This is a genomic window from Paenochrobactrum pullorum (assembly GCF_041929845.1).
GTDB classification, from domain to species: Bacteria; Pseudomonadota; Alphaproteobacteria; order Rhizobiales; family Rhizobiaceae; genus Paenochrobactrum; species Paenochrobactrum pullorum.
Map to the genome: position 1 here is coordinate 67281 of NZ_JBHEEH010000005.1, position 22547 is coordinate 89827.

At 48.3% G+C, this 22547-nt stretch carries 21 protein-coding genes; 9 read left to right on the forward strand and 12 right to left on the reverse strand.

Features of this window, described 5'->3' with window-relative positions; translation table 11 throughout:
• Positions 1–12: 12 nt before the first annotated feature.
• From JNC77_RS09935 to JNC77_RS09955, 5 genes are all read left to right on the forward strand, one after another.
• Positions 13–690, forward strand: coding sequence for an AroM family protein (locus JNC77_RS09935; RefSeq protein ID WP_374831992.1), 678 nt, complete (start codon positions 13–15; stop codon positions 688–690).
• Between the two features lie 51 nt (positions 691–741).
• Positions 742–2331, forward strand: coding sequence for an ABC transporter substrate-binding protein (locus JNC77_RS09940; protein ID WP_374831994.1), 1590 nt, complete (start codon positions 742–744; stop codon positions 2329–2331).
• A 203-nt stretch (positions 2332–2534) separates the two neighbouring features.
• Complete coding sequence (locus tag JNC77_RS09945) at positions 2535–3542, forward strand: ABC transporter permease (protein ID WP_374831996.1); 1008 nt, start codon at positions 2535–2537, stop codon at positions 3540–3542.
• Positions 3542–4468: an ABC transporter permease gene (locus JNC77_RS09950; protein WP_374831997.1), complete on the forward strand. Its 927-nt coding sequence runs from the start codon at positions 3542–3544 to the stop codon at positions 4466–4468. The genes JNC77_RS09945 and JNC77_RS09950 overlap by 1 nt, the downstream gene beginning before the upstream one ends.
• Entirely contained in the window at positions 4465–6099 is a 1635-nt protein-coding gene (locus tag JNC77_RS09955; protein WP_374831999.1) for an ABC transporter ATP-binding protein, read from the forward strand. The genes JNC77_RS09950 and JNC77_RS09955 overlap by 4 nt, the downstream gene beginning before the upstream one ends.
• 35 nt (positions 6100–6134) lie before the next feature.
• On the opposite strand, the gene JNC77_RS09960 is transcribed toward JNC77_RS09955, so the two are convergent.
• Together JNC77_RS09960 and JNC77_RS09965 are read right to left on the reverse strand one after the other, a co-directional pair.
• On the reverse strand, positions 6135–6434 hold the full coding sequence (locus tag JNC77_RS09960; protein ID WP_374832001.1) for a branched-chain amino acid transport AzlD family protein: 300 nt from the start codon (positions 6432–6434) through the stop codon (positions 6135–6137).
• Positions 6431–7171 carry an AzlC family ABC transporter permease gene (locus JNC77_RS09965; RefSeq protein ID WP_374832161.1) on the reverse strand — a complete coding sequence of 247 codons (741 nt, stop codon included), beginning with the start codon at positions 7169–7171 and terminating at the stop codon, positions 6431–6433. The genes JNC77_RS09960 and JNC77_RS09965 overlap by 4 nt, the downstream gene beginning before the upstream one ends.
• 137 nt (positions 7172–7308) lie before the next feature.
• Between JNC77_RS09965 and JNC77_RS09970 the strand changes: the two genes are divergently transcribed.
• Both JNC77_RS09970 and JNC77_RS09975 read left to right on the forward strand, forming a co-directional pair.
• Positions 7309–7767, forward strand: coding sequence for an Lrp/AsnC family transcriptional regulator (locus JNC77_RS09970; protein WP_374832003.1), 459 nt, complete (start codon positions 7309–7311; stop codon positions 7765–7767).
• A gap of 139 nt (positions 7768–7906) precedes the next feature.
• The gene (locus tag JNC77_RS09975) at positions 7907–8512 is read left to right on the forward strand and encodes a hypothetical protein (RefSeq protein WP_374832005.1); all 606 of its coding nucleotides are present in this window, start codon (positions 7907–7909) and stop codon (positions 8510–8512) included.
• A gap of 56 nt (positions 8513–8568) precedes the next feature.
• Here the strand turns inward: JNC77_RS09975 and JNC77_RS09980 are convergent, their stop codons facing one another.
• The 10 genes from JNC77_RS09980 to JNC77_RS10025 form a co-directional block, all read right to left on the reverse strand.
• A complete protein-coding gene (locus JNC77_RS09980; protein WP_374832007.1) occupies positions 8569–9420 on the reverse strand; it encodes a substrate-binding periplasmic protein in 852 nt (283 codons plus the stop codon).
• A 74-nt stretch (positions 9421–9494) separates the two neighbouring features.
• The gene (locus tag JNC77_RS09985) at positions 9495–11252 is read right to left on the reverse strand and encodes a pyrroloquinoline quinone-dependent dehydrogenase (RefSeq protein WP_374832009.1); all 1758 of its coding nucleotides are present in this window, start codon (positions 11250–11252) and stop codon (positions 9495–9497) included.
• A 57-nt stretch (positions 11253–11309) separates the two neighbouring features.
• On the reverse strand, positions 11310–11897 hold the full coding sequence (locus JNC77_RS09990; protein WP_374832011.1) for a c-type cytochrome: 588 nt from the start codon (positions 11895–11897) through the stop codon (positions 11310–11312).
• A gap of 403 nt (positions 11898–12300) precedes the next feature.
• Positions 12301–13194 (reverse strand): substrate-binding periplasmic protein, encoded by an 894-nt coding sequence (locus JNC77_RS09995; protein ID WP_374832013.1) that lies wholly within the window; start codon positions 13192–13194, stop codon positions 12301–12303.
• Between the two features lie 2 nt (positions 13195–13196).
• The gene (locus JNC77_RS10000; protein ID WP_374832015.1) at positions 13197–14009 is read right to left on the reverse strand and encodes an ABC transporter permease; all 813 of its coding nucleotides are present in this window, start codon (positions 14007–14009) and stop codon (positions 13197–13199) included.
• Positions 14010–14077: 68 nt separating this feature from the next.
• Complete coding sequence (locus JNC77_RS10005) at positions 14078–14944, reverse strand: ABC transporter ATP-binding protein (RefSeq protein WP_374832017.1); 867 nt, start codon at positions 14942–14944, stop codon at positions 14078–14080.
• Between the two features lie 25 nt (positions 14945–14969).
• Complete coding sequence (locus tag JNC77_RS10010; protein WP_374832019.1) at positions 14970–15995, reverse strand: ABC transporter substrate-binding protein; 1026 nt, start codon at positions 15993–15995, stop codon at positions 14970–14972.
• A gap of 78 nt (positions 15996–16073) precedes the next feature.
• Positions 16074–16760 (reverse strand): ABC transporter permease, encoded by a 687-nt coding sequence (locus JNC77_RS10015; RefSeq protein ID WP_374832021.1) that lies wholly within the window; start codon positions 16758–16760, stop codon positions 16074–16076.
• A 50-nt stretch (positions 16761–16810) separates the two neighbouring features.
• Positions 16811–17815 carry an ABC transporter ATP-binding protein gene (locus JNC77_RS10020; protein ID WP_374832163.1) on the reverse strand — a complete coding sequence of 335 codons (1005 nt, stop codon included), beginning with the start codon at positions 17813–17815 and terminating at the stop codon, positions 16811–16813.
• 128 nt (positions 17816–17943) lie between these two features.
• Complete coding sequence (locus JNC77_RS10025; RefSeq protein ID WP_374832023.1) at positions 17944–18705, reverse strand: AraC family transcriptional regulator; 762 nt, start codon at positions 18703–18705, stop codon at positions 17944–17946.
• A 103-nt stretch (positions 18706–18808) separates the two neighbouring features.
• Here JNC77_RS10025 and JNC77_RS10030 point away from each other — a divergent pair, with 103 nt between their 5' ends.
• A complete protein-coding gene (locus JNC77_RS10030) occupies positions 18809–19948 on the forward strand; it encodes a multidrug effflux MFS transporter (RefSeq protein ID WP_374832025.1) in 1140 nt (379 codons plus the stop codon).
• 228 nt (positions 19949–20176) lie between these two features.
• On the forward strand, positions 20177–22528 hold the full coding sequence (locus JNC77_RS10035; RefSeq protein WP_374832027.1) for a TonB-dependent hemoglobin/transferrin/lactoferrin family receptor: 2352 nt from the start codon (positions 20177–20179) through the stop codon (positions 22526–22528).
• Positions 22529–22547: the final 19 nt, after the last annotated feature.

The following is a 22547-nucleotide window of genomic DNA, read 5'->3' on the forward strand; positions in this document are numbered from 1 at the left end:
GGTGAGGAAATCATGGTGAAGTCTTTTCGCATTGCTTTTGTAACAATCGGGCAGACGCCGCGTATTGATATTGTGCCGGAAATGATGGCCGACATTACCGCCGGATTAAATGGCGTTGAGGTAACATGCCAGGAATTCGGCGTATTGGATGGTTTAAATGACGCGGAACTCAACGCACTTCATGCGCAAGAGGGTGAGCATTCTTTTGCAACACGTCTCAAAAGCGGCGTCGAGATTGTCACATCCAAAAAACTAACCGAAGAACGGCTTAATCTGATCCTGCAAACAATCGACAATCAGGGTTTCAATCTGATTGTACTGCTTTGCACCGGTACGCATATAGTACCTTTGAAAAAAACCCTCGTTGTCGAGGCACAGCGCATTGTTGATGCAACTGTTGCGGCACTCACCGATGACGGCGCTTTGGGTGTCATCCTGCCGCTTGAGCGTCAGATCAATGATTTCCACGAGCGCCATGTTTTTTCAGGCAAAACCAAATTGGTTGCCGCGTCACCCTATGCCGGTGGCGACATCGAAAAGAAGGCTGCCGAGCTTAGTGATTGCAGCCTCATTATCATGCATTGCATGGGCTATTCGGGTGCAATGCTTGAGCGCGCCCGCTCGTCTTGCAAAGCGCCAGTGCTTTTGTCCCGCCGCATTGTCTCCAGCACTATCCGCCAGATGATCTAAGCGCTGCCTGTTCCGTTATTTTTTAAAACCATGGATAAAAGGGGAATTCTGATGTTAGAAAAACTGATCCGATACACGGTTTTTGCGGGGCTTTTGGCCTCTACCGCCATGCTGACACCAGCAAATGCTTTTGAGCGCACCGAAGATGGCAACATCATCGTCTTTGCCGGTCGTCAGGCTATTCCGGTGCTTGATCCGCATGTGCGCTATGACTGGTCAACACGTATGGTGCAGCAAGGTTTCTATGATGCATTGCTGAAATATGAAGGCGATCCGGCAGAAATCAAGCCGTGGCTGGCCAAAAGCTGGGATGTGAGCGAAGACGGCAAAACATGGACATTCCATCTTGCAGACAATGCAAAATTCCACAATGGCGATCCGGTTGATGCGGAAGCCGTGCGTTATTCATTCGAGCGCGGGTTAAAGCTCAACAAAGGCATCGCATGGATGCTGAAAGATTTCCTCAAGCCGGAGGGCATCACTGTTGTTGACGCGCATACGGTCAAATTTGAACTCGATGCGCCTTATGCGCCGTTCATCTCCTTCCTGCCTTGGTGGTATATTGTCAATCCAAATCAGGTGAAAGCCAATGAAGTGGATGGCGATTACGGCCAGAAATGGCTGACTGATAATGAAGCAGGCTCCGGCCCCTTCACGATGGATCGCTGGGAGCCGAATGTTCTTTATTCATTAAAAGCGAACGCCGATTATTGGCGTGGCTGGCCGCAAGGTGAAAATCGCCCTGCCGGTGTGATCTACAAAATCATCCGTGAACCTGCCGCACAAAAAGCCGCCTTGCAGCGTGGTGAAGTGGATATTGCCGAAGGTCTGACCTCCGACGATTATGTGCAGGTGGCACGTATTCCGAATATCACTATTCAGAATCACAAAGGCATGACCACTTTTGGCATCAAATTCAACACGCAGAAAGGCCCGACTGCCGACATCAACTTACGTAAAGCCATTGCCTATGCTATGGATTATGATGCGCTGGTGCAGATTTATAATGGTGATGCATCGCTTGAAACCAGCCCGTTGCCGGATGCTATGAAAGGCCATATTGCAGTGGAAGGCATGCCGCGACGTGATATGGTAAAGGCCAAAGAATATCTGGCCAAATCTGCCTATCCGGATGGTGGTATCACCCTGCCCTATGTGCATGTGGCCGGCCTTGAAGAAGCCCGCCGTATTGGCCTTGTATTGATGGAGAACCTTAAAGAGCTCAACATCACTGTCGAAATCCAGCCAGAGCAATGGCCGAACATGGTGGCCAATGGTGCAAAGGTAGAAACAGCGCCAGCAATGACCTCTGTTTACACAACACCAATTTCAACCGATCCGGATGCTGTCGCCTATCAGTATCATCCAAACAGCTGGGGTCAGTATTACGCGATGTCATTCTATGACAATCCGGAAGTGGCCAAGAAAATTGATCAGGCCCGCGCCAGCACCAGCTGGGATGAACGCGCCAAGCTTTATGCAGACATACAAACCCAGATCGTTGCCGATCAGCCGGAAGTATTCGGCATGCTGCAAAATCGACGCTGGGCACATCAGGACTATTTGCAGGATTTCAAGTTTAGCCCTGTGCATTTTACCGGTGAAGTTGACCTTTATCCTTTGTGGATCAAAGAACAATAATACCGGTCAAAGCTGATGCATCAAGATTGTGACCGTCCCCATCGGTTATAGTTGCATCGGATTATTTCATGGTGGAGCAAACTGAAGGCTTCACCATGAAAATAAAAAACAATGTGTTAAGTAAAAGGTCGTGTGTAAAATTTCTGCATACGCTCAACGGTACCGACAGTTTGCTGTTTGTTGCCGGTCAACCGGGAAATGCCATGTTATCATTTACCTTACGAAAAATAATGACGCTGATATTCACGATGATAGGGGTGGCGGCGCTCACTTTTGTCATTACGAATATTGCCCCCGGTGATCCTGCACGTCTGGTTGCCGGCCCTAATGCCACGGAAGACATGGTGGAAACCATCCGAGTGGAATACGGGCTCGACAAACCGGTGACCGAACAATTTGTCGTCTATATGGGCGGTTTAATGAAGGGCGATCTTGGTCAGTCCATCGTCACTACCCGTCCGGTTATGGATGAATTGCTGCGCTATGCGCCCGCGACGCTGGAACTGGTGCTTGTCGCCATGATGTTTGGTGTGCTGATCGGTGTGCCATTTGGTATTCTATCAGCCGTCTATAAGGACGGACCGCTTGATCATACCACCCGTATTTTTTCCATTTCCGGTGTGGCGCTGCCTGCCTTTTGGTTTGGTATTTTATTGCAGCTTTTCTTTGCGGTCGATCTTGGCTGGTTGCCGGTTTCCGGTCAATTACCGCTTGTTACCCGCCCGCCTGAAACAGTCACTGGTATGCTGCTGGTCGATAGTTTGATCGCCGGACAATTTTCAACATTTGTTGTGGCACTCAAACATATTTTGCTGCCTGCCTTTGTTCTCTCCTTTCCTTGTCTTGCCTCGATCCTGCGCGTCAACCGCGCGGAAATGGTGGAAGTGCTGCAATCCGATTATATTGTTGCCGCCCGTGCGCATGGCATTTCGTCAAAACGTATCATTGCCATTTACGCGCTTAAAAACGCGCTGCTGCCAACGCTTGCCATGATTGGTTTACGCTTTGGCTGGATGTTGGGTTCAACCGTTCTGGTTGAAACCGTTTTCGACTGGCCGGGCATTGGTCTTTATGCGGTTTCTTCCGCTCTCGCATCCGATTTCAAGCCGGTTGTCGGTGTCACCCTGATTATCGCTTTCTTCTTCGTAGTAGCGAACACTTTAGTTGATCTGGCATATGCATGGATTGATCCACGTTTGAGGAAAGCATGATGAATACGCCTTCTGTAAACACCTCACCTCAGGCGCAAAACAAATTGAGTTTTCGCGAGAAACACGCAAGCCAGATCCGCCAATGGCGTCTCTATGCGCATATGTTCCGCTCCAGCTTTTCCTCCATGCTTGGCTTGGCTTTAGTACTGCTATTTTTGTTTTTAGCAGCATTTGGCCAATGGCTGGTGCCTTATCCGGAAGATGCAGCCGGTGCAGTGCATATGAGCCAACGCCTGCTGCAGCCAAGTGCTGAACACTGGTTCGGCACAGATGAAATGGGGGCAGATATTTTCTCCCGCGTCATCATCGGCGCGCGAACGAGTCTCTGGATCGGTATTGTCATCACCGGTCTTGGCGCGCTGATCGGCATTCCGCTCGGCATTATCGCCGGCTATAAAGGTGGCTGGGTGCGCGCTGTCATCATGCGTGTGACAGAGCTTTTCCTTGCTGTTCCGGGTCTCGCACTCGCATTGGCCATTGTGGCCGCCCTTGGCGCAAGCCTTACCAATTGCCTCATCGCTTTGGCGATTGTCTGGTGGCCTGGTTATGTGCGTTTGGTGGAAGCAAAAACGCTTTCCGTGAAAGAAGAATTGTTTGTGGAATCCGCTCGTTCCATCGGTGCGAAAACACCGTGGATTTTATGGCACCATATTCTGCCCAATTGCCTTTCACCGATCATTGTCAAAATGAGCATGGATATGGGCATGGCAATTTTGTCTGCGGCCGGTTTGGGTTTTATCGGCCTTGGCGCACGCCCGCCTTCACCGGAATGGGGCGCGATGATTTCAATTGCCCGCAGCTATATGCCGGATTGGTGGTGGTATTCCTTCTTCCCTGGCGCCGCTATTTTCCTGACCGTACTAGGCTTTAATCTGCTGGGCGATGGCCTGCGTGATATTCTCGACCCGCGGAGCCGCGAAAGATGAGTGAATTATTATTGAAAATTCAGGATTTCAGCCTGAATATCGGAACATTTGACGGCTCGTTGCCAATCCTCAAAAACATCAATCTGGATGTTTATCGCGGCGATACGCTTGGTATTGTCGGCGAAAGTGGCTCGGGCAAAACCGTGCTGATGCGGACAGTTTTAGGTATCGGGCCGAAACGCTCTGAAGTCAAAAACGGTTCAATGCGTTTCGATAATATCGACCTCATCGGTCTGGATAATAGAGGCTGGCGCAAAATTCGCGGCACTCGTATTTCCATGATCTTTCAAGATCCAATGACCTATCTCAATCCGCTTTTCACCGTTGGTCAACAAATCGGCGATGTGATGCGAGCGCATGAAAAAGCGGCAGGCGGCACACAGTCCAGCAAACAGCAACGCAAAGACACAACGCTTGAATTGCTCGCGCAAGTCGGCATTCCGGAACCGGAACGCGTCTTTAACAGCTATCCGCATCAATTGTCCGGCGGCATGCGTCAACGGATTCTGATTGCGATGGCACTATGCGGCAAGCCGGATCTGCTCATTGCCGATGAGCCGACCACAGCGCTCGATGTGACCGTTCAGGCTCAAGTGCTTGATCTGATTAATGAACTGGTTAAAAAGCTCAATCTTACTGTCATCATGATCAGCCATGATATGGGGGCTATCGCCACCGTCGCCAAGCGCTGTGCTGTGATGTATAAGGGGGAAATTGTCGAGCAGGGTTTGACGAATGACATCCTGACCAATCCGCAAGATGATTATACCAAGCGCTTGCTGGCAGCGATGCCGGATATCAATAATCCGATTACGACAACTGTAACCACTGCGGAATCGGATGCAAAACCGCTTTTGCAGGTAAGCAATCTTAAGAAGATCTATAAGCTGAAAGATGGCGGTGAATTTGCTGCTGTTGGTGGTGTGAGCATTCACGCCAATAAAGGCGAAATCGTCGGCATTGTCGGTGAATCCGGTTCTGGCAAATCGACCCTTGCCCGTCTCATCCTGCGCCTTGTTGAACCCACATCGGGCGATGTGTTTTTTGACGACAAAAACATCTGTCAATTAGGCCAAGAAGATATGCGTCTGATGCGTCGTCATATGCAGCTTGTGTTCCAAAACCCGCATTCAGCACTCAATGGCCGTCACAATATTGCCGATGCGATTGGTGAGCCATTGCGCCTGCAATCGAAATTGAAGCGGCATGAGATTGAAACACAAGTCGACAGGCTTTTGGATATTGTGCAATTGCCGCGCAATTTCAAATATCGCTATCCGCATGAATTATCGGGCGGACAGAAGCAGCGAATTTGTATTGCCCGTGCTGTTGCCCTTAATCCGAAACTCTTGATCCTCGATGAGCCGACATCGGCACTTGACGTTTCAGTACAGGCACAGGTGCTGGAGTTTTTACAGGAACTGCGCCGCGAGCTTGACCTGACTTATCTCTTTATTTCGCATGATCTGGCGGTGATTAAAGAGATCTGCAACCGCGTCATCGTCATGCGCCGCGGCAAAATCGTCGAACAGGGAACAGTTGAAAATATTTTCAGCAATCCGCAGCAGCAATATACCCGTGATCTGATTGAAAGCGGACGCAAAACATCCCGTGCAGCATTGGGAATGTGAAATTTAAGGGCACTTTCAAAGTACCCTTAAAACTATCAACCAATCAGTGCGCGACAAATACCCGCCGAAATAATGCCGATTATCACTGTCGGCAGCATCGAAAAACGGGTTGCTGCAAAAATAGTGATAGCCAATGCCAGTAAATCCGCCGGATTATTAGAAACAAAATCCGGCGCAATAACTGAAATCAGCACACAACCCGGTGCGGCTTCCATCACCGCCATTGCGCGTTTGCTTAAAACACGATTGCGAAGCAACACATAGCCACCAATACGGGTGAGATAAGTAACACCTGCCATCAGAAAAATGGTAACGGCAACAATCGGATCAATCATTCTTTTTCTGCCAAAAAATAAGCGGCCAACAAGCCGGAGACGGCACCTGCTGCGACATACCAAGCGCCGGGTAATGTCAAATAAACACCTGCCGCCACGACAAGGCTCACAAGCCAAGGCCGTGCTGCGGCAAAACCTTTCCACATACCGGCAAGAAGCACCAGAAACACCGCCGGAAATGCCATATCAAGGCCATAAACACGTAGGTCACCCATCATTGGGCCAAAACCTGCCCCAAGCAAAGTAAACAGCACCCACATAATATAAAGCGGCAGTGCCACACCTAAATAAAACGGCATACTGAAAGGCGTCATAAAACCTTGTGACTTGCGCTTTCGTGCGTCGTCAAGACCCAGTGCCCAGCTTTCATCACACATCAAAAACAACGCAGCCAGTGCTTTTCGCTTCGGCAAGTGCTTGATAAATGGAGCCAAAGCTGCGCCCATCAACAAGTGACGGCTATTGACCAAAAAAGTAATGGCGACAATCAGCAAAATATGTGGTGGCGATGTCCAGAGCTGAATAGCCGCAAACTCCGAACCGCCGGCAAAGTTAAGCCCTGTCATCAAGGGCACTTCTGCAACGGTCAGACCTTTTTGAGCAGCTTGCGCACCCAGCACCAAAGCATAAGGCACAACGCCCAGCAACACCGGTATGCCGGTTGTCATACCGCGCCAGAATTCCGATCGCCAAACTGCTTTACTGTCCGGCGCTACAAAGCTATGCGAAATATCCATAATATTCTGACTGAATGAGTGATCTTTAATAGCAAGATAATCCATTATCAAAGCAATTTCATAGCTATTATGGACTTGTAAAAGATATTTATAGCAGTAAATATCAATTGGTATTTTAAAATTGGAACTTTACGCCAATGCGACTAGATGAGACCGACAAGAAGATTCTGCGTGTATTGCAAAGAGACGGACGCATCGCCAATAATGATTTAGCGCGCGAGGTTGGCTTGTCACCTTCGCCTTGTTTACGCCGCGTCAAATTATTGGAAGAGGCCGGTGTGATTGACCGCTATGTAGCCGTGCTCAATCCGGCTAAGGTCAATAAAGGATTGACCTTTTTTACCCGCATCAAACTCGATAAACAAGATGAGAAAAGCCTGAAGCACTTCGCAGACGAGATTAAAAAATTGCCACAAGTGCTTGAATGCTATTTCATGCTTGGCGATTATGACGTCATTATTCGGGTCGTTGCCGCTGATCTTGAAGATTACCGACGTTTCCAGTCAGAATCTTTAAGCCAGATTGAAGGCGTGCAAAATCTAAAAACCGACGTCTTGAGCCAAACGGTTAAACAAAGCTTCGTTGTGCCTGTATAATAAATAATGACGGATAGACATGACCGCACCGGCTGGGCTATTTCAAATGCTTGATTTCCCATGTTATAGCTACAGCCATCAGTCGTAACTGGCAGCCTTTGGTCTGCATTGCATTTTAATAAATTTCAGGTGAATTTACGTGAATATTCTCAATGACCTGACTGTGCATCAGTTTGTCACCCGTCTTCTCATGATGCTCGTCGTCACTGCCTTTTATGGCGCTTGGATATCCGTACTTGCCAAATGGCTAGATGATAAACGTCCACAAAACGAAGGTCATTTATCACTTAATCCGGCCGTCAATATTTCCTATGGCGGTTTGGCCATGGCGGTTTTATTCAGCCATGGCTGGATCCGACCGATCCGTCTGTCAACAGCCAAAAAAGCTTCTCAAATGCTGCGCATTTTGCTCATTATCCTGATCGGAAGTGCGGTAGCGATTATTACTATTCCGCTGCTTGATATTCTGCGTCCTTACATTCACCAAGCATTGTCACGGACCAGCGGTTATTATGTGCTTTACAGTGTGCAGGTAATTCAAGAGCAAATGCTGGGGCTGGTATTATTAAGCCTCATTCCGCTTCCAGGCTTTTTAGCCGGCAATCTATGGCGCATAATCCTGCCAAAAAGTGAAACAAAACTCATTAAATTTGAGCCGTTTTGTTTAAGCCTTATGATCATTATTCTCATCCTTGGCTGGTTTCCGGATACCAGTAATTTACTCAAAACGCTGCGGCTTATATAAGAAAAAACAGCCCCGATAAGGGCTGTTTTTTATTGTCATAAAAGAAAGTTTAGTGGTTAGTGGCTGTCTCCAGCCACGCCTTCATAGCCATATTTTTCCATGATTTTTGCAATCGTACCATCGGCAGCCAAAGCATCGATCGCCTGATCAATTTCTGTTCTTAAGAAACTGTCACGCGCATCCACCAGAGCGCCAACCTTGGTGTGAGTGATTGGTAATGGTTTTAAATCAACCGGATGCAATTCTTTGGCTTCCGGATTGTTTTTTTTCAATTGCGCATAGGTAGGCTGCCAAAGCAAAATACCGGCCAAACGTTCATCATTCAAACGCTTTACCATCAAATCCATGTCGGCATAAGGCAAGCGCACCCAGCGTTTTGCTTCCGGTTGTTGTTGCGCCCATGTGATATAAACCATCTCGCCCATGCTCTGCATGGCAGTGCCTAGCATCCGATCGAAAGGAATGTCCGAAAGACTCTTCCACTCTTTATTATTAACTGCCATCACATAAGGCAGTGAAACATAGGGACGGGTCATTGCTGCCCAATCAGGAAAAGCGGATTCTTCCTGCACAGACAATCCCATCATCACATCGCAATCATTGGTCATTGCAATTTGTAATTCTTGCAAAAATCCGTCACCGCTAAGCGGAAAACCGCCAAAGCCTTCTTTAAAATCAGCTTTCAAAAACAATGCATCAGCAATCGCCTGTGCAACATCGCGATCAAAATCGCGTAGCCGACTATTGGCATCATTGCAAAAAACAAGACTGTCGCCTTTCTGGCGGCGGCTGTTATTCAGCAGCTCTTCAGGAATGCCAGAGGTTTGAGCTAAAACCGGTATCGTCATCGTAGTTACGAGCATAAGACTGCAAATGCTGCTGCGTAATGATTTGATCAACTGGCGCATAATTTTTATCCTGATTTGACGTCAAAACAAGAAAAGGGCCGAAGCCCTTTTCTCTTTTTTAAGATCGTTTTCGATTACTTGGCTGCTGGCAGCTTGTAAACGAAGATCGAGTTACCGGCACCGGATGGCAGCGGAGTTTCTGGGAATGCTGAAGAAATCGAGCTTGCAGCATTCGAGTAACCGGTTGGAACAACCAGATACTGCTCACCATCGATTTCATAAGTGACTGGTGAACCACCGATTGGTGCGTTCAGGCGCTGTTCCCAAACAACATCACCGGTTACCTGATCCCATGCCTTGACGAAGCGAGCTGCGTCACCACCAAATACCAGACCACCGCCGGTTGCCAGAACCGAAGAAGTCATTGATGGACGGCTGCGGAACTGCCACTTGGATTCACCCTGTGTAGGGTTGATATCCAGAGCCTGCATCAAACCAGCTTCCTTGATACCTTCCGGCAGAACACGTGGGCCGAATTTAACCGAACCAACAGCGTTACCAGCTGTAAACTCGGATTGGGTCGGAGTTACCGTGTTACATGCTTCGGTCAATGGAACGAAGAATGACTTGGTCAGCGGGCTGTAAGCACCTGCCTGCCACAATTTACCACCGGAAACGGAAGAGCAAATCATTGCACCTTCGCCAACAGCACTTGGGATCAGGCTTTCGTCCAGATGAACTGTACCGTCTTTGTCGATTGACTTGACGACGTTCTGAACGATGGTTTCTTTCGACCAGAGGTATTTACCGGTGTCGCGATCAAGAGCGAAAGCAATACCGTTCTTGCCTGGTACGGAAACCAGCATATGATGCATTTTGCCGTCGATTTCCTGATCAACCAGAACGCGTTCAAACGGGCTGTCCAAATCCCAGTTGTCGCGTGGCAGATGCTGGAAGTACCACTTCAGCTCACCAGTATCAACATCAAGAGCAACGGTGGAGTTGGTGTAAAGCACAGAGCCATCACCAGAACCACGGATCAACTCGGCATATGGGCCAGGCATACCAACGCCCCAGAATGTCATATTGGTACGTGGGTCATAAGAACCGGTTGCCCAAGGTGTACCACCCCAGCGGTTTTCTGGTGGAACAACGCCCCAGCTCTTCTGCTGTTCTGGGTTGTTCGGATCATCAATGGTGTTGAAACGCCACAGTTCTTCACCGGTGTTCAGGTCGTGAGCCATGATGTAGCAACCACCTGCAGTACCGGCAATCGAGCAACCGGAAATCGCGCTGATGATCTTGTCTTTAACGATCAAAGGTCCGACGGTGTAGGAATAACCCTTCATCACGTCCAGAACTTCTTTTTCCCATACAACTTTACCATCTGCTGCGTTCAGCACAACGATTTTTGCATCAGGAGTGGTCAAAACGACCTTGTCACCGGTCAGTGCAATCGAGTTTTTCTGACGGCGAGCCTGGTTAGCCTGATAGCTCCATGCCTGCGGCAGTTCTGTTGCAACATGGCGGTACTGCCAGATCAGATCACCGGTTTTAGCATCCAATGCTTCAACAACAGCATTGCTGGTCTGCAAAAACATGATGCCGTCATGAATGAGCGGAACAGTTTCCTGAATACCGGCTTCAGCCATTGGCCATGCCCAAGCAAGCTGCAGGTCTTTGACAGTGTCTTTATTGATTTTATCAAGCGGGCTGTAACCGTGATTGTCATAGGTACCGCGCCACTGCAGCCATTCAGCAGCTGGCGGGTTGAGCAACATTTCATCGGTAACCGGCTTATAAGGACGTGCGTCCTGTGCAATTGCTGCGCCAGTGATTGCCATCAAAATGGTACCGGCAGCAAGAAGCGAGGTTCTCAGATTGATTTTCAAAGGAATTCTCCTATCAGGATAAATTACGGTAGAGGAAGCTTACGACCAAAATATCAATTAGCGGGTCGGAAGCTCCTTGCCCCATGTAAATGCTTGCGGCACTGATGAACCGGCAGGTTCTTTTTTAGCAACCGGCTCAGGACCACCTGGAAGCTGTGTGCCCCAAGTAAATGCCTGCGGAACATTTGTATCAGCAGCCGGACCGGCATCTGCAACAGAACCACCGCCGATGGAACCAGCAGCAGTTTCAGCAACAAGGCTGATCGCTTCAAGCTTCTCTTCATCATTTACCATTGGCTCGTCGCCTGGTTCTGCGCCATTATAGGACATGATGTAAGCAATGATGTTCAGGTAAGCTTCATCGCCAAGCTTGCCCGGTGCCACCGGTGGCATCGCAACAGAGATGAAGTCAAAAAGGCCGCCAGCGGTATCCCAGTTAGCCATAATGTCCTGTCCAGCCAGACCAGGAGCATCAGGGCCTTCCAGTTTAAAACCATGGCACTGCGCACAGTTTGCGTCATAAGCCTTTTTGCCAGCGATTGCTTGCTCTTCCGTAAAACCGGCTGCGGCAGCCGGTGCTATGGCGGCAAGGCCAAAACCAACAGCTAATGCTGCGGTCATGCCGACTATTTTTTGTCTTATCAAAATACCCTCCCGCACCTAGGTGCATTCAGTGATATATCTCTTGAACAACAGGTGTTATCCGCCACTCAACTTTAATATCCGGCATTCAGGCAAATTGCCTTCACACCTGATAGATCTCTTCCATTTGAGAAAACTTTCAAACATCAGGGCATTCGCGCCCGCTGTCTGACAGCTTTCTTAAATCTCGATAAAGTCAAAAATTTCCCTTAAAGAAATTCCTGCTTTTACCGAGCATGCTTATTTTATAACGATCACAATATTTTGACAAATATTGCTCACATCCAATCACAGCATTTCGCGGCTTTTACAGAGCCTGAAACTATAAGTTCAGCGCCCGCGCCTCCGTTCGATTATTGAAGTCCCCCGACTTATTTTTATCAAACTAAAGTACTATACAATACACCTAATTGTCGCAAATAATACTGTTACCCATATAAAATTCACGTAATTTTGTTGTCTGCCCGTTCTTATCCAAATCTTTTATGGCTTTTTCGACCGCCCTTTTCAAAGTCACATCGCCTTTCCACAGACCGAGCGCCATTGAATAAGTTTGACCAGCCATCGTCCTTCCTTGCTCCACATCACCGTTCTCATCTTTTGTCGAGAAAACCCATGATGCCTTTACGTCTTTTGCTTCAGAGCCTTTAGCTTTCAACAATGAACAAGCGGTAAAGTTTTCTGCCACAAGTCCTTTTACATCTCCATTAGCAATAGCTTTAAAAACTTGTTGCGCAACCTGTTTTTCACCTACCCTCATTGATATTGACCGAGCGTTCAAGCCTTGATTACGCAACCATCCAGACAATTCAAGTCGATTCAGCCCTGTATTCCCAGGAATAACAAAGATTTGATCACCTTTTTGTGGGATCACGCCATCCAGAGACAGAAGCATCCAGCCGAGCTGAATATCTGTTGGAATCGTCTGCATGAAATTACGCGTCCTGAGCGTATCTGCCACACCACCTGCAAGAATGTCGCATTGGCCACGAGAAATCATCCAGTTACGCGGATTGAAATCACGCCCGATGGATTCCATTTTATTAATCGCTAACCGAACACCGAGTTTATCGGCAATGGCTTGCACCAATTCAATATCATAGCCCGGATGCTCCGGATTGCCGGTCACAAAGGGCGGATAGCTGGCAGGTACGCACAACTTCAATGTACCACGCGCTTTGATTTGCGATAGTGAGGTGTCAGCCGGTAAAAAGCTGACCGCCAGTAGCAATACGAAAATGGTGCCTAGGTTGATGACTGTGCTACGCCAGTGTTTCCAACGGCTTGGTTTCTTTGTCATATTTATGCCCGCCGGAAATCGAGAAGGGCAAGGGTAAAGAACACAATTGCCATGCCTGCAATAATTGCAGGCCCAAGCCACGGGGTAAACTGGTTGAAATCAATCAACACACCGCGCAGCGCATCAACCACATAAGTAATCGGATTGGCCCGCACCACCATCACCAACCACTCCGGATACATGCTGACCGCCTGCGTACGGCTCAAGGAAGGATCAAGCGGAAAAATCGATGACGACGTGAAATAAAGCGGCAAAATGATTGTATTGGAAAAGACACCAAAGCCTTCAAAGCTGCGCACACGTGCAGCCAGCAACACACCGAAACATGTCAGGCTAAAAGATGTAAAGAACATCAAAACGATAGCGAGAAACACCTGATCATAAGAAAGGTTCACGTCGGCAAAGCGCGCCAAAATTAACACCAGAATACCATGCCCTGTGGCGACAGTACTGCCGCCCAGCACTTTACCAAGCAAGATCAGCCAGCGCGGCATAGGAGACACCAACACCTCACGCAAGAAACCAAATTCACGATCCCAGATAACGGAAACCGCAAACTGGATAGAAGTATACATAATGTTCAGCACGATCACGGCCGGAAACAGGAATTGCAGATAGGTGTAAGGCACCACATAGCGCACCTCACCATAAATTTCACCGCGAAAATAAGGGTTTAGGCCAATACCCAATACCAGAAGCCATATGATCGGGCGTGAAACACCACCCACCATCTGGCCGCGATCGCGTGTTGCACGCATCACTTCACGCAGCCAAATGCCGTAAACCCCGCGCATTAAAGGCAGTATTTGTTTCATCTTAAACCCGTTCCATGCCTGACAAAATGCTGCTCATCAGTAACAGCACCGTCTGATATTTTAAAACTCTACCATGATGCAATGCCTTCATTGCCACGGCCATAAAAATCTGATTGTGGATCAGCGAGTACCATTTCGCGTAGTGCCGCCCATAAATGCTGACGCAATTGGATGAAATCCGGTGCATCACGCGGATCATTCATAAAGCGCGGACGGGCAAAAGGAACTTCGATCACTTCATGAATACGCCCTGGGCGTGGCGCCATCAGCACAATTCTGTCACCCATAATCAGCGCTTCATCAACGCTATGCGTGACAAAAAGCAAGGTCGCCTTCGCCGGATTGGATGCATCAAAGCCAGTTGCCACCTGCTTTTCAGTCAACCGCAACGTTTCTGCCTGCATCAGCTCGCGTGATTGCGCATCAAGGCTCGCAAATGGCTCATCCATCAGCAACAAATCAGGCTCGACGACAAGCGCGCGCGCCAATGCCACACGCTGGCACATACCGCCCGATAATTGTGCCGGATAATAATCGGCAAACCGCGTTAAGCCGACTTGAGCAAGCGCTTTATCAACCGGTGCGATACGTTCACCCACCTTTAAATGCGGCAAAGCAAAAGCAATGTTTTCGCGCACAGTCTTCCACGGCAGCAACCGGAAAGACTGAAACATCATCGCACTGCCGACACCTGCTTGCGGTGCCGCACCATTGACCAATATTGAGCCTTGATCCGGTTTGATCAAGCCAGCAATCAACCGCAAAAGTGTTGTTTTTCCACAGCCAGAAGGCCCCAGAAAAACAATTGTCTCGCCCCGCCGCACGCTCAGATTGATATCTTGCAATACCGGCATGGCATTGCCCGCACGCGTCTTCTTGTCAGAAAACGCATGGGACAAAGCTTCAATGACGATATGTGGCGGGGTTAACAACATGCTTTAGCCTGTGATCCTAACCGTCTTAACGGGAAACCGTATCAAGGTTTTCCGCCGTACCGATTTTTTTCAGCACTGCATCAACTGGCGAAAAATCAACCCATTCTTTCAGCTCAACCTGACGCAGATCTTCAAATTCTTTAGTCTGGTAAAGCCAGTTTTGGGTAAATTGCAGTTCATCTTTCTGAATGCCGCCATTGACTGTCCAACTTTTGGCAAAAACCTTGGCAAGCTCGTCAAAGCTCTCAGGCTTCACATCAGGGCGGGCTTCTTTCATCACAGTTGCCCAGCTTTCAGGATTTTTAGCAAAATCGCGCGCTGCAAGGGTCAAAGCTTCAATCACTTTTTCGACGTCATCCTTGCGCTTTTCCAAAGTCTCAACCGTCACTGCATTAACCTTGCTGGTGACAGGTGCGGCTGCAAAATAGTCATCTACGTTGACAAGAACCGGCAAAGTTTCATATCCCGGCAAAGCCAAAAGCGCGCCAATCGACATGGTCGTTGCATCAATCTGACCGGCTTTTAGTGCCTGAGCACGGATATTTGGCTGACCGAGCGCAACCCAGCTTAGTTTTTCGGTATCAATGCCTTTTCCGCTCAAAACTTTGGTGCTGAGTGAATGATCAAGACTGCCGATGCGGCCAATACCAAAGCTTTTGCCATTGATATCCTCAATGGATTTTACACCTTCTTTACCAGCAATCAAATAAGGAAGCGCTTTATTCGGCGATGTTACAGCACGCAAATTCGTCGTGCCGCGGGCGGCCAATTGCACCAATGCTTCCGTTGCAATATTGGCCATCTCACCTTCATTGGATTGCAGTGCTGCCAATGCCATCGGTGTCTGCTGCACGCGGATTAGTTCTACATCCACACCAGCGCGTTCGAAATAACCACCTTTAAGCGCCAGATCGACGACTGAATTGGGTACCAGCGGCGTTTCCATATCGGTGATAATCATACGAAATGGCTCGGCCAATGCCTGCATATGCGAGCCTGCCATAGCAATCGCTGCCAAAGCCGTCATACCAACAAATTTACCAAAGCGCATGAAAATGCTCCATTTATCTGATTGAATTGCCTATCTGTTTTCAAATGAAAACTAAGGCTGTATTGTCAAAATTATTGATCATCGTGACACCTGCCAGCGCGTCATACGCTGCTCTAGCAGGCGCAAACCTTCATTGACCACCACCCCCATAAGCGCAAGAATGATCACCACCACAAAATATTCTGCCATGCGGAAACTGCTGCCATAAATATTAAGCAAGCCGCCAAGGCCGGAAACGGCAGTATAAAGTTCAGCAACAATCGTATTGATCAGCCCCAAAGTAGCGCTTAGACGAAGCCCTGCCAGAATGAACGGCATTGCACCTGGAATGATGATATGGCGCACGATCCGTGCCTGCCCTGCGCCAGTGGAGCGCGCCATTTCAATCAGATTTTCATCAGCCTGCTGCACGCCCTTATAAGTGTTGATGATGACCGGCATCACCGCACCCAAAAAGACGATAAACACTTTGGCAAAAACACCCAAACCCAACAGCACGATAATCATAGGCACAAAGGCCACGCGCGGCGTTGCCGCCAATGCATAGATATAGACATCAATGGCACGGCCAAAGGTGCGGAAACTACCCATCAGGCCGCCGATAAAAATACCAACCAGTGCTGCAATTAATGTGCCGCTGAAATAAACCCGCATGCTTTCTAGAAGCGCTGTCCATAAGCGCTTTTCAACAAGCATTTTCTGCCCAGCCAGTAATGTTTCATACGGCGAGGCAAACAAGCCCTGCGGCACTTTGAGGGATATCATCCACCAAACTGCTAAAAACAAAATAAAAAAGGCAAGGCGTAGACTTAAAATCATCGGCGCCCTGCTCGTCTGCCGGCCTGTTGCTCGGAAATGCGAACACCTGATGCCTTATCGCGCAATTCACGTCCTGTGAGTGACAGGAAAACACTTTCCAGTGACGGCGCATCGAGGCGCGCCTCTTCAATCTGGTCGCTGCATTCTTCCAAGAACTTGTTCAGTTCTGCCGTATCGGGAATTTCAATAGCATAGCGATTATGGGTCAAAGCCTGCACATTGGTAAAACGGGATTTAATTTCAGAAACCACATCATTATTCAGTGGCGTTACATGTAACCAGCTTTTACCATATTGCTGTTTCAAGCTTTCGGGTGTGCCTTCAGCCAGAATACGACCATGATCGATAATGCAGATCTGATCAGCACTTTCGACTTCTTCAATATAATGCGTGGTGGTCAAAACAGTGAGACCTTCATTGATCTGCATGTCCTGCAAATAACGCCAGATGCGCTGGCGTGTCTGCGCATCCAAACCAACAGTGGGCTCATCCAGCAGCAAAATGGCAGGCTTGTGCATCAAGGCGCGGGCAATTTCCAGACGACGGCGCATACCGCCGGAAAATTCGCGCACAATCTTCCCACGAAATTCGCTCAGTTCCACCAGTTCCAGCACCGCATCCATCGCTTCGCAGCGCTCTTTCTTGCTCATACCATAAACAAGGCCATGAAATTCGAGATTTTCATCAGCACTCAATCGATCATCAAGGCTGGAGGTTTGAAACACCACCCCGATGGAGCGACGCGCTTTAACCGATTGTTTTACAACATCTGCGCCATCCAATAAGGCGCGCCCATGATCAAAGTTCATCAAGGTACAAAGAATATTCAAAAGTGTGGTTTTGCCAGCACCATTAGGCCCTAAAAGCGCAAAGCTTGAACCTTTTTTCACTTGTAAATTGATGTTGTCGAGAACTTTCTTTTCGCCATAACTGTGAGAGAGATTGCTGATCTCAATCGCCAGTTCAACTGCCTGTTGTGATGCATTCATATCAATTGTCATTGAAGCCACAACAGCTCTCCTTATTCTCGTATGCAGATACTATGCTGATAAACCAGCCAGTCCGGGTTTGCTACGCTTTCTGCCAGCGCTTATCAAGAGGATGATAAAAACGTGACCACTATCAACACTTAAAACCGCATATAAATCCGTGGCGTATAACCGGTCATCTTCTTAAAGAATGCAATAAAGGCGCTATCACTGGCAAATTCCAACTCGAAGGCCACAGACGTGATTGTCTCACCCGATGCCAATAATTCAATCGCTTTGAGCAAGCGCCATTGCTGGCGCCATTGCTGATAAGTCATACCTGTTTCTTTACGAAAAATCCGCAAAATTGTTTTTTCGCTGGCTCCGGCTTGCTGGGCCAGTTTTTGCAAAGGTGGTGGTAGTTGCTCTATATCAAGCCCGCTCAAGCGCCGGTCAGATGGCAATGGCAGCAACATCGGCTCGCGTTGTGCCGCGTCCACTTCATCAAGACATACCGCCAAAATATTGGCTTTGGCGCCCTTGCTCCAATCCGTATTAAAATCTGCAACAGCGATCCGCTCCAAAACAGCACGCAACAGCGGCGTTACCGTCATCACTTCCACTTGGGCCGGCAAGTTCGAATAAAGTGAAACATCAATATAGACCGAGCGATAATCAACCGCTTCCGTCATAATTGCACGATGGGGAATATCAGGCGGAAGCCATGCCAGACGTGTTGGCGGCAAAAGACACAAACGATCAGGCAAATGAATGGTGATACAGCCGCCTTGGGTAAATAAAAACTGACCCATTTTGTGATGATGCCAGCCGGAATCATGGCTGCCCATATCAGCTGCAATACCGATAACACTATTGCCGATACTGTCAGCATCAAAAGCATCTTCCTGCTTCAACCACACCATGATTGTCTCATTTTTGATGTTATCAGTCTTTATATATGTAACACGACTTATTCATTTCAGCCATAGCCATGTCAGTTTAAAAATCACGACAGGCATCACTGATATGAAACGTAATCTTACCATTCCGCTTGCGACAGGTTTGATGATGTTCCCGCAAATTGCAGAAACCATCTACAGCCCTGCGCTGCCACAAATAGCACAAAATTTTTCTGTCTCACCCGAACAGGCCGGACAAACGCTTTCGTTTTACTTTCTGGCTTTTGCAATCGGCGTAGTCGTCTGGGGGCGCTTATGCGACAGTTTAGGCCGCAGACCAACAATGCTGCTCGGCCTTTTCATCTACACTATCGCATCACTGCTCGCACTCGTCAGCCTCAATTTTAAAATACTGATGGCTGCCCGTATGCTGGCAGCTTTTGGTGCCGCCGTTGGTTCTGTGGCCACACAAACCATGATGCGCGATATGTTTGATGGTGCAAAACTGGCACAGGTATTTTCCATCATGGGCATCGCGTTGGCGGTCAGTCCGGCAATCGGCATGATGGCAGGCTCAGTCCTCACCAGCAATTTTGGCTATCAAGGCATGTTCACAGGACTTGCTGCTTTAGCTTTGCTTTTATTGCTGTGGTCGGCTGTCCAATTACCGGAAACGCAAACAACACGCAGCCAACCCGCACCATTCTTTGAAACGCTCGCTATGATGATGCGTGACCGCTCTATCTGGCGTACCGCTTGCCTTGTTGCGCTCTTTAATCTGGCTTTGTTTGGTTATTACCAACTAGCGCCATTTAACTTTGAGCGCCTGCATCTTAGCCCTGAAATGTTTGGTTATAGCGGCCTTTTGCTAGCCTTTGGCGTATTACTTGGCTCATTACTCAATCAGCGCCTGTTAAAGCGCAATTGGTCTTGCGAAAATCTGGTGATCTTGGCAGCGAGCCTCATGCTGATCGGCGGAGCACTCACCACACTCCTGCAAGCAAGCTGGCTGTTTGTATTGCCGGTGATGCTGGTGGTTTTAGCCTATGGATTGGCTATTCCAAACATTCTGGCCAAAGCCCTTGTGGCCTATGGAGATCGCCGGGGCACTGCCGGTGCCGTTTTAGGGCTCTTCTACTATGTGCTGCTTGGGTTTGGTCTGGTTTTTGCCGGTTGGTGGCAACAATTGGGAGCACTGCTTTTGATCTGCGGAATATTTGCGCTGCCGATCACTGTTGCCGTGCAAAAGATGCGACCACAAGATTGATGAAATCAATAGAACCTATTATTTTTTAACGCCTCGCCTCCAAAGCGGGGCTTTTTCTATTAAAATCAAGGCAATAGATATTATAAGAATAAATGTGCACATCCCCGCACTATTGTTTTGAAACCCTTGCAATTCAGCAGCTTTAGTAATATTGACTATTTTACTCATCTTTTAGTCAGCAAGCCTGAAAGCCAGCCAGCGATATCAAAAACTCATACCGAGGGTATCATGCTGGCAAAAATCTTGTCTGAAGCTTCCGTCAATCGTCGCTGGTTGAGAGCACTTTCCGCTTCTGTCGCTTTCTTGGCTTGTACGGCTGTACAAGCACAATCTGTTCCGAACCAGACAGCTGCCAAAACAGAACAGACAAAACCTGACAAAGATCCCGATGCCATCAATCTCAAGATGATCACGGTCTCCTCTGAGCGCACGATTAAAAAATTGCTGGATATCCCTATGTCGATCAGCATCATTGATCGGGATACACTTGAGCGCCATCAGGTACGCGACATTCAAGATCTGGTGCGTTATGAGCCAGGTGTCAACGTTAATCGCACGACATCTCTCACCAATCCATTCGCACAATTAAATAGTTTCAACATCCGTGGTGTTGGCGGCAACCGCGTTCAGATGCTGGTGGATGGTGGTCGCGTTCAGGAATTTATCACCGATGGTAGTCGCGACTTGGTAGACCCTTTCAATATGAAATCGGTAGAAATCACCCGTGGCCCCAATTCTGTGCTTTGGGGCGCAGATGCTTTGGGCGGTGTGGTGTATTTCCGTACTCTTGACCCCGATGATTTGCTTGACGGCACCAAACCATGGGCGGTTGAAAGCAAGCTTGCCTATGACAGTTTCGACAAATCCTTTCGTCAGCAGATTACAGGCGCTGCTGAGGCAGGTGATTTTAAAATACTCGGGAGTTTCGGACATATGAGTGCCGATGAACCGCATTTGCGAAAAGCGCGTGCGGATGGCGGCATCTGGGGTTGTCCGCGTGAAGCCATTTGGCCTTGTAACAAAACCCAACCGATGGATGTCAGTGCTTATAACGGCTTAATGAAGCTGCAGTGGAATCCAACTGAAGATCACGAAGTGAAACTGACGGCAGAATGGTTCCGTCGCACAACCGATGTTGACCAGAAATATGATTCCGGCGCTGCCAATCCTATGTATGCAAGTAATCCAGCATATCACAGTTTGTATTACGAGAATGAGCGATATGATCGTTCTGTTGAAATGCAAAGATCGCGTTTTGCTATTGAGCACCGCTGGTCAACGCCAGCCGAGTGGCTTGACGAAGTTAAATGGAGCTTTTCCTACTCTCCGCAAAAACGTGACATGACCAGCGAGCAAATTCGTAATTACACATTGCTCAATCCTGCCAAACGTGAACGCAGGGAACAAATCCGTAATTACAGCGAAGATTTTCTTCAAGCCGATATTCAGCTCACTTCATCCTTTGATTTGGGGCAAACCGAGCATAAACTGATTTATGGTTTTGCCGGCGACATTACCAAAACAAATTATGACGGCACCAATATCACAACCAACCTGAATACAGGCGCGGTTACCATCGCTAACCGGCAAGGTTTCAACTTCCCTAAAGTTGATACAGTTCGTGCCGATTTTTACGTTCAGGATGAAATCAAGCTTCTGGATGATCGTCTGACGATCACGCCGGGTTTACGTCTGGCCACCTATTCCATCGATCCGACCAAAGATGATGATTACAACCCGATTGACGGTTTTGAACCTGAAAAAATAGATAAAACCCGCCTCGTCAAACGTTTAGGCGCGCTTTATAAGCTCGACAATACCTATTCTCTCTTTGGCTCTTATGGTGAAGGCTTCAAGATGCCGACATCACAACAGCTTTTTGTTTCGTCGCAATCAATCGGCACCACCGGTATGGTAGAGGTTGTACCAAACCCGAACCTGAAACCGGAATTCGTACGTAGCTACGAACTTGGCGTGCGCGGTGAATATGATCGAGGCTACTTTAGCTTCTCCGGTTTTTATGCGGATTATAAAGACTTCATTCGTGGTTTGCAGCCGGTGCCAAACGAATCAGATAAATACACCTCCGACAACGTTTCCAGCGTTCAGATTTGGGGTGTCGAGTTTGGCGGCGAATACGAGATTTATAACAATCTCATGCTTAACGCCGCAATCTCTTATATGCGCGGCGATCAGCGCCTGGAAGCTGGTGCAGATAAAACACCATTTGACGGCGCTGTACCGCTCACAGCTGTTTTCGGATTGCGTTATCTTATTCCAGATTGGAATTTGGAAACCGAATTTGTCGGAACCTTTGCCAAAGGTGTAAGCCGTCGAGCTGATCCTGATACCTATAAACCATCCGGTTATGCCGTTTTTGACGCCTATGCGCGCTGGAAGCCGACAAAGAATATCGACCTCAATTTCGGCGTCGAAAATATTTTTGACAAACGTTACTTCCCGAATACGCTGACCAATTATGCCAATTCGGCTTCGTCAGCTGTTGCCAATGCAAATCCACTGGAAATGCAGGTTGAACCCGGACGTACTTTCAAGCTTGGCGCGACAATGCGTTTTTAAACCGACCTGAAATTCCATA

Bases quoted from the DNA above. Each gene is read 5' to 3' on its own strand.
- JNC77_RS09935 (WP_374831992.1), top strand. From the start codon at position 13: ATGGTGAAGTCTTTTCGCATTGCTTTTGTAACAATCGGGCAGACGCCG.
- JNC77_RS09940 (WP_374831994.1), top strand. From the start codon at position 742: ATGTTAGAAAAACTGATCCGATACACGGTTTTTGCGGGGCTTTTGGCC.
- JNC77_RS09945 (WP_374831996.1), top strand. From the start codon at position 2,535: ATGTTATCATTTACCTTACGAAAAATAATGACGCTGATATTCACGATG.
- JNC77_RS09950 (WP_374831997.1), top strand. From the start codon at position 3,542: ATGAATACGCCTTCTGTAAACACCTCACCTCAGGCGCAAAACAAATTG.
- JNC77_RS09955 (WP_374831999.1), top strand. From the start codon at position 4,465: ATGAGTGAATTATTATTGAAAATTCAGGATTTCAGCCTGAATATCGGA.
- JNC77_RS09960 (WP_374832001.1), bottom strand. From the start codon at position 6,434: ATGATTGATCCGATTGTTGCCGTTACCATTTTTCTGATGGCAGGTGTT.
- JNC77_RS09965 (WP_374832161.1), bottom strand. From the start codon at position 7,171: ATGGATATTTCGCATAGCTTTGTAGCGCCGGACAGTAAAGCAGTTTGG.
- JNC77_RS09970 (WP_374832003.1), top strand. From the start codon at position 7,309: ATGCGACTAGATGAGACCGACAAGAAGATTCTGCGTGTATTGCAAAGA.
- JNC77_RS09980 (WP_374832007.1), bottom strand. From the start codon at position 9,420: ATGCGCCAGTTGATCAAATCATTACGCAGCAGCATTTGCAGTCTTATG.
- JNC77_RS09995 (WP_374832013.1), bottom strand. From the start codon at position 13,194: ATGACAAAGAAACCAAGCCGTTGGAAACACTGGCGTAGCACAGTCATC.
- JNC77_RS10000 (WP_374832015.1), bottom strand. From the start codon at position 14,009: ATGAAACAAATACTGCCTTTAATGCGCGGGGTTTACGGCATTTGGCTG.
- JNC77_RS10005 (WP_374832017.1), bottom strand. From the start codon at position 14,944: ATGTTGTTAACCCCGCCACATATCGTCATTGAAGCTTTGTCCCATGCG.
- JNC77_RS10010 (WP_374832019.1), bottom strand. From the start codon at position 15,995: ATGCGCTTTGGTAAATTTGTTGGTATGACGGCTTTGGCAGCGATTGCT.
- JNC77_RS10015 (WP_374832021.1), bottom strand. From the start codon at position 16,760: ATGATATCCCTCAAAGTGCCGCAGGGCTTGTTTGCCTCGCCGTATGAA.
- JNC77_RS10020 (WP_374832163.1), bottom strand. From the start codon at position 17,815: ATGACAATTGATATGAATGCATCACAACAGGCAGTTGAACTGGCGATT.
- JNC77_RS10025 (WP_374832023.1), bottom strand. From the start codon at position 18,705: ATGGTGTGGTTGAAGCAGGAAGATGCTTTTGATGCTGACAGTATCGGC.
- JNC77_RS10030 (WP_374832025.1), top strand. From the start codon at position 18,809: ATGAAACGTAATCTTACCATTCCGCTTGCGACAGGTTTGATGATGTTC.
- JNC77_RS10035 (WP_374832027.1), top strand. From the start codon at position 20,177: ATGCTGGCAAAAATCTTGTCTGAAGCTTCCGTCAATCGTCGCTGGTTG.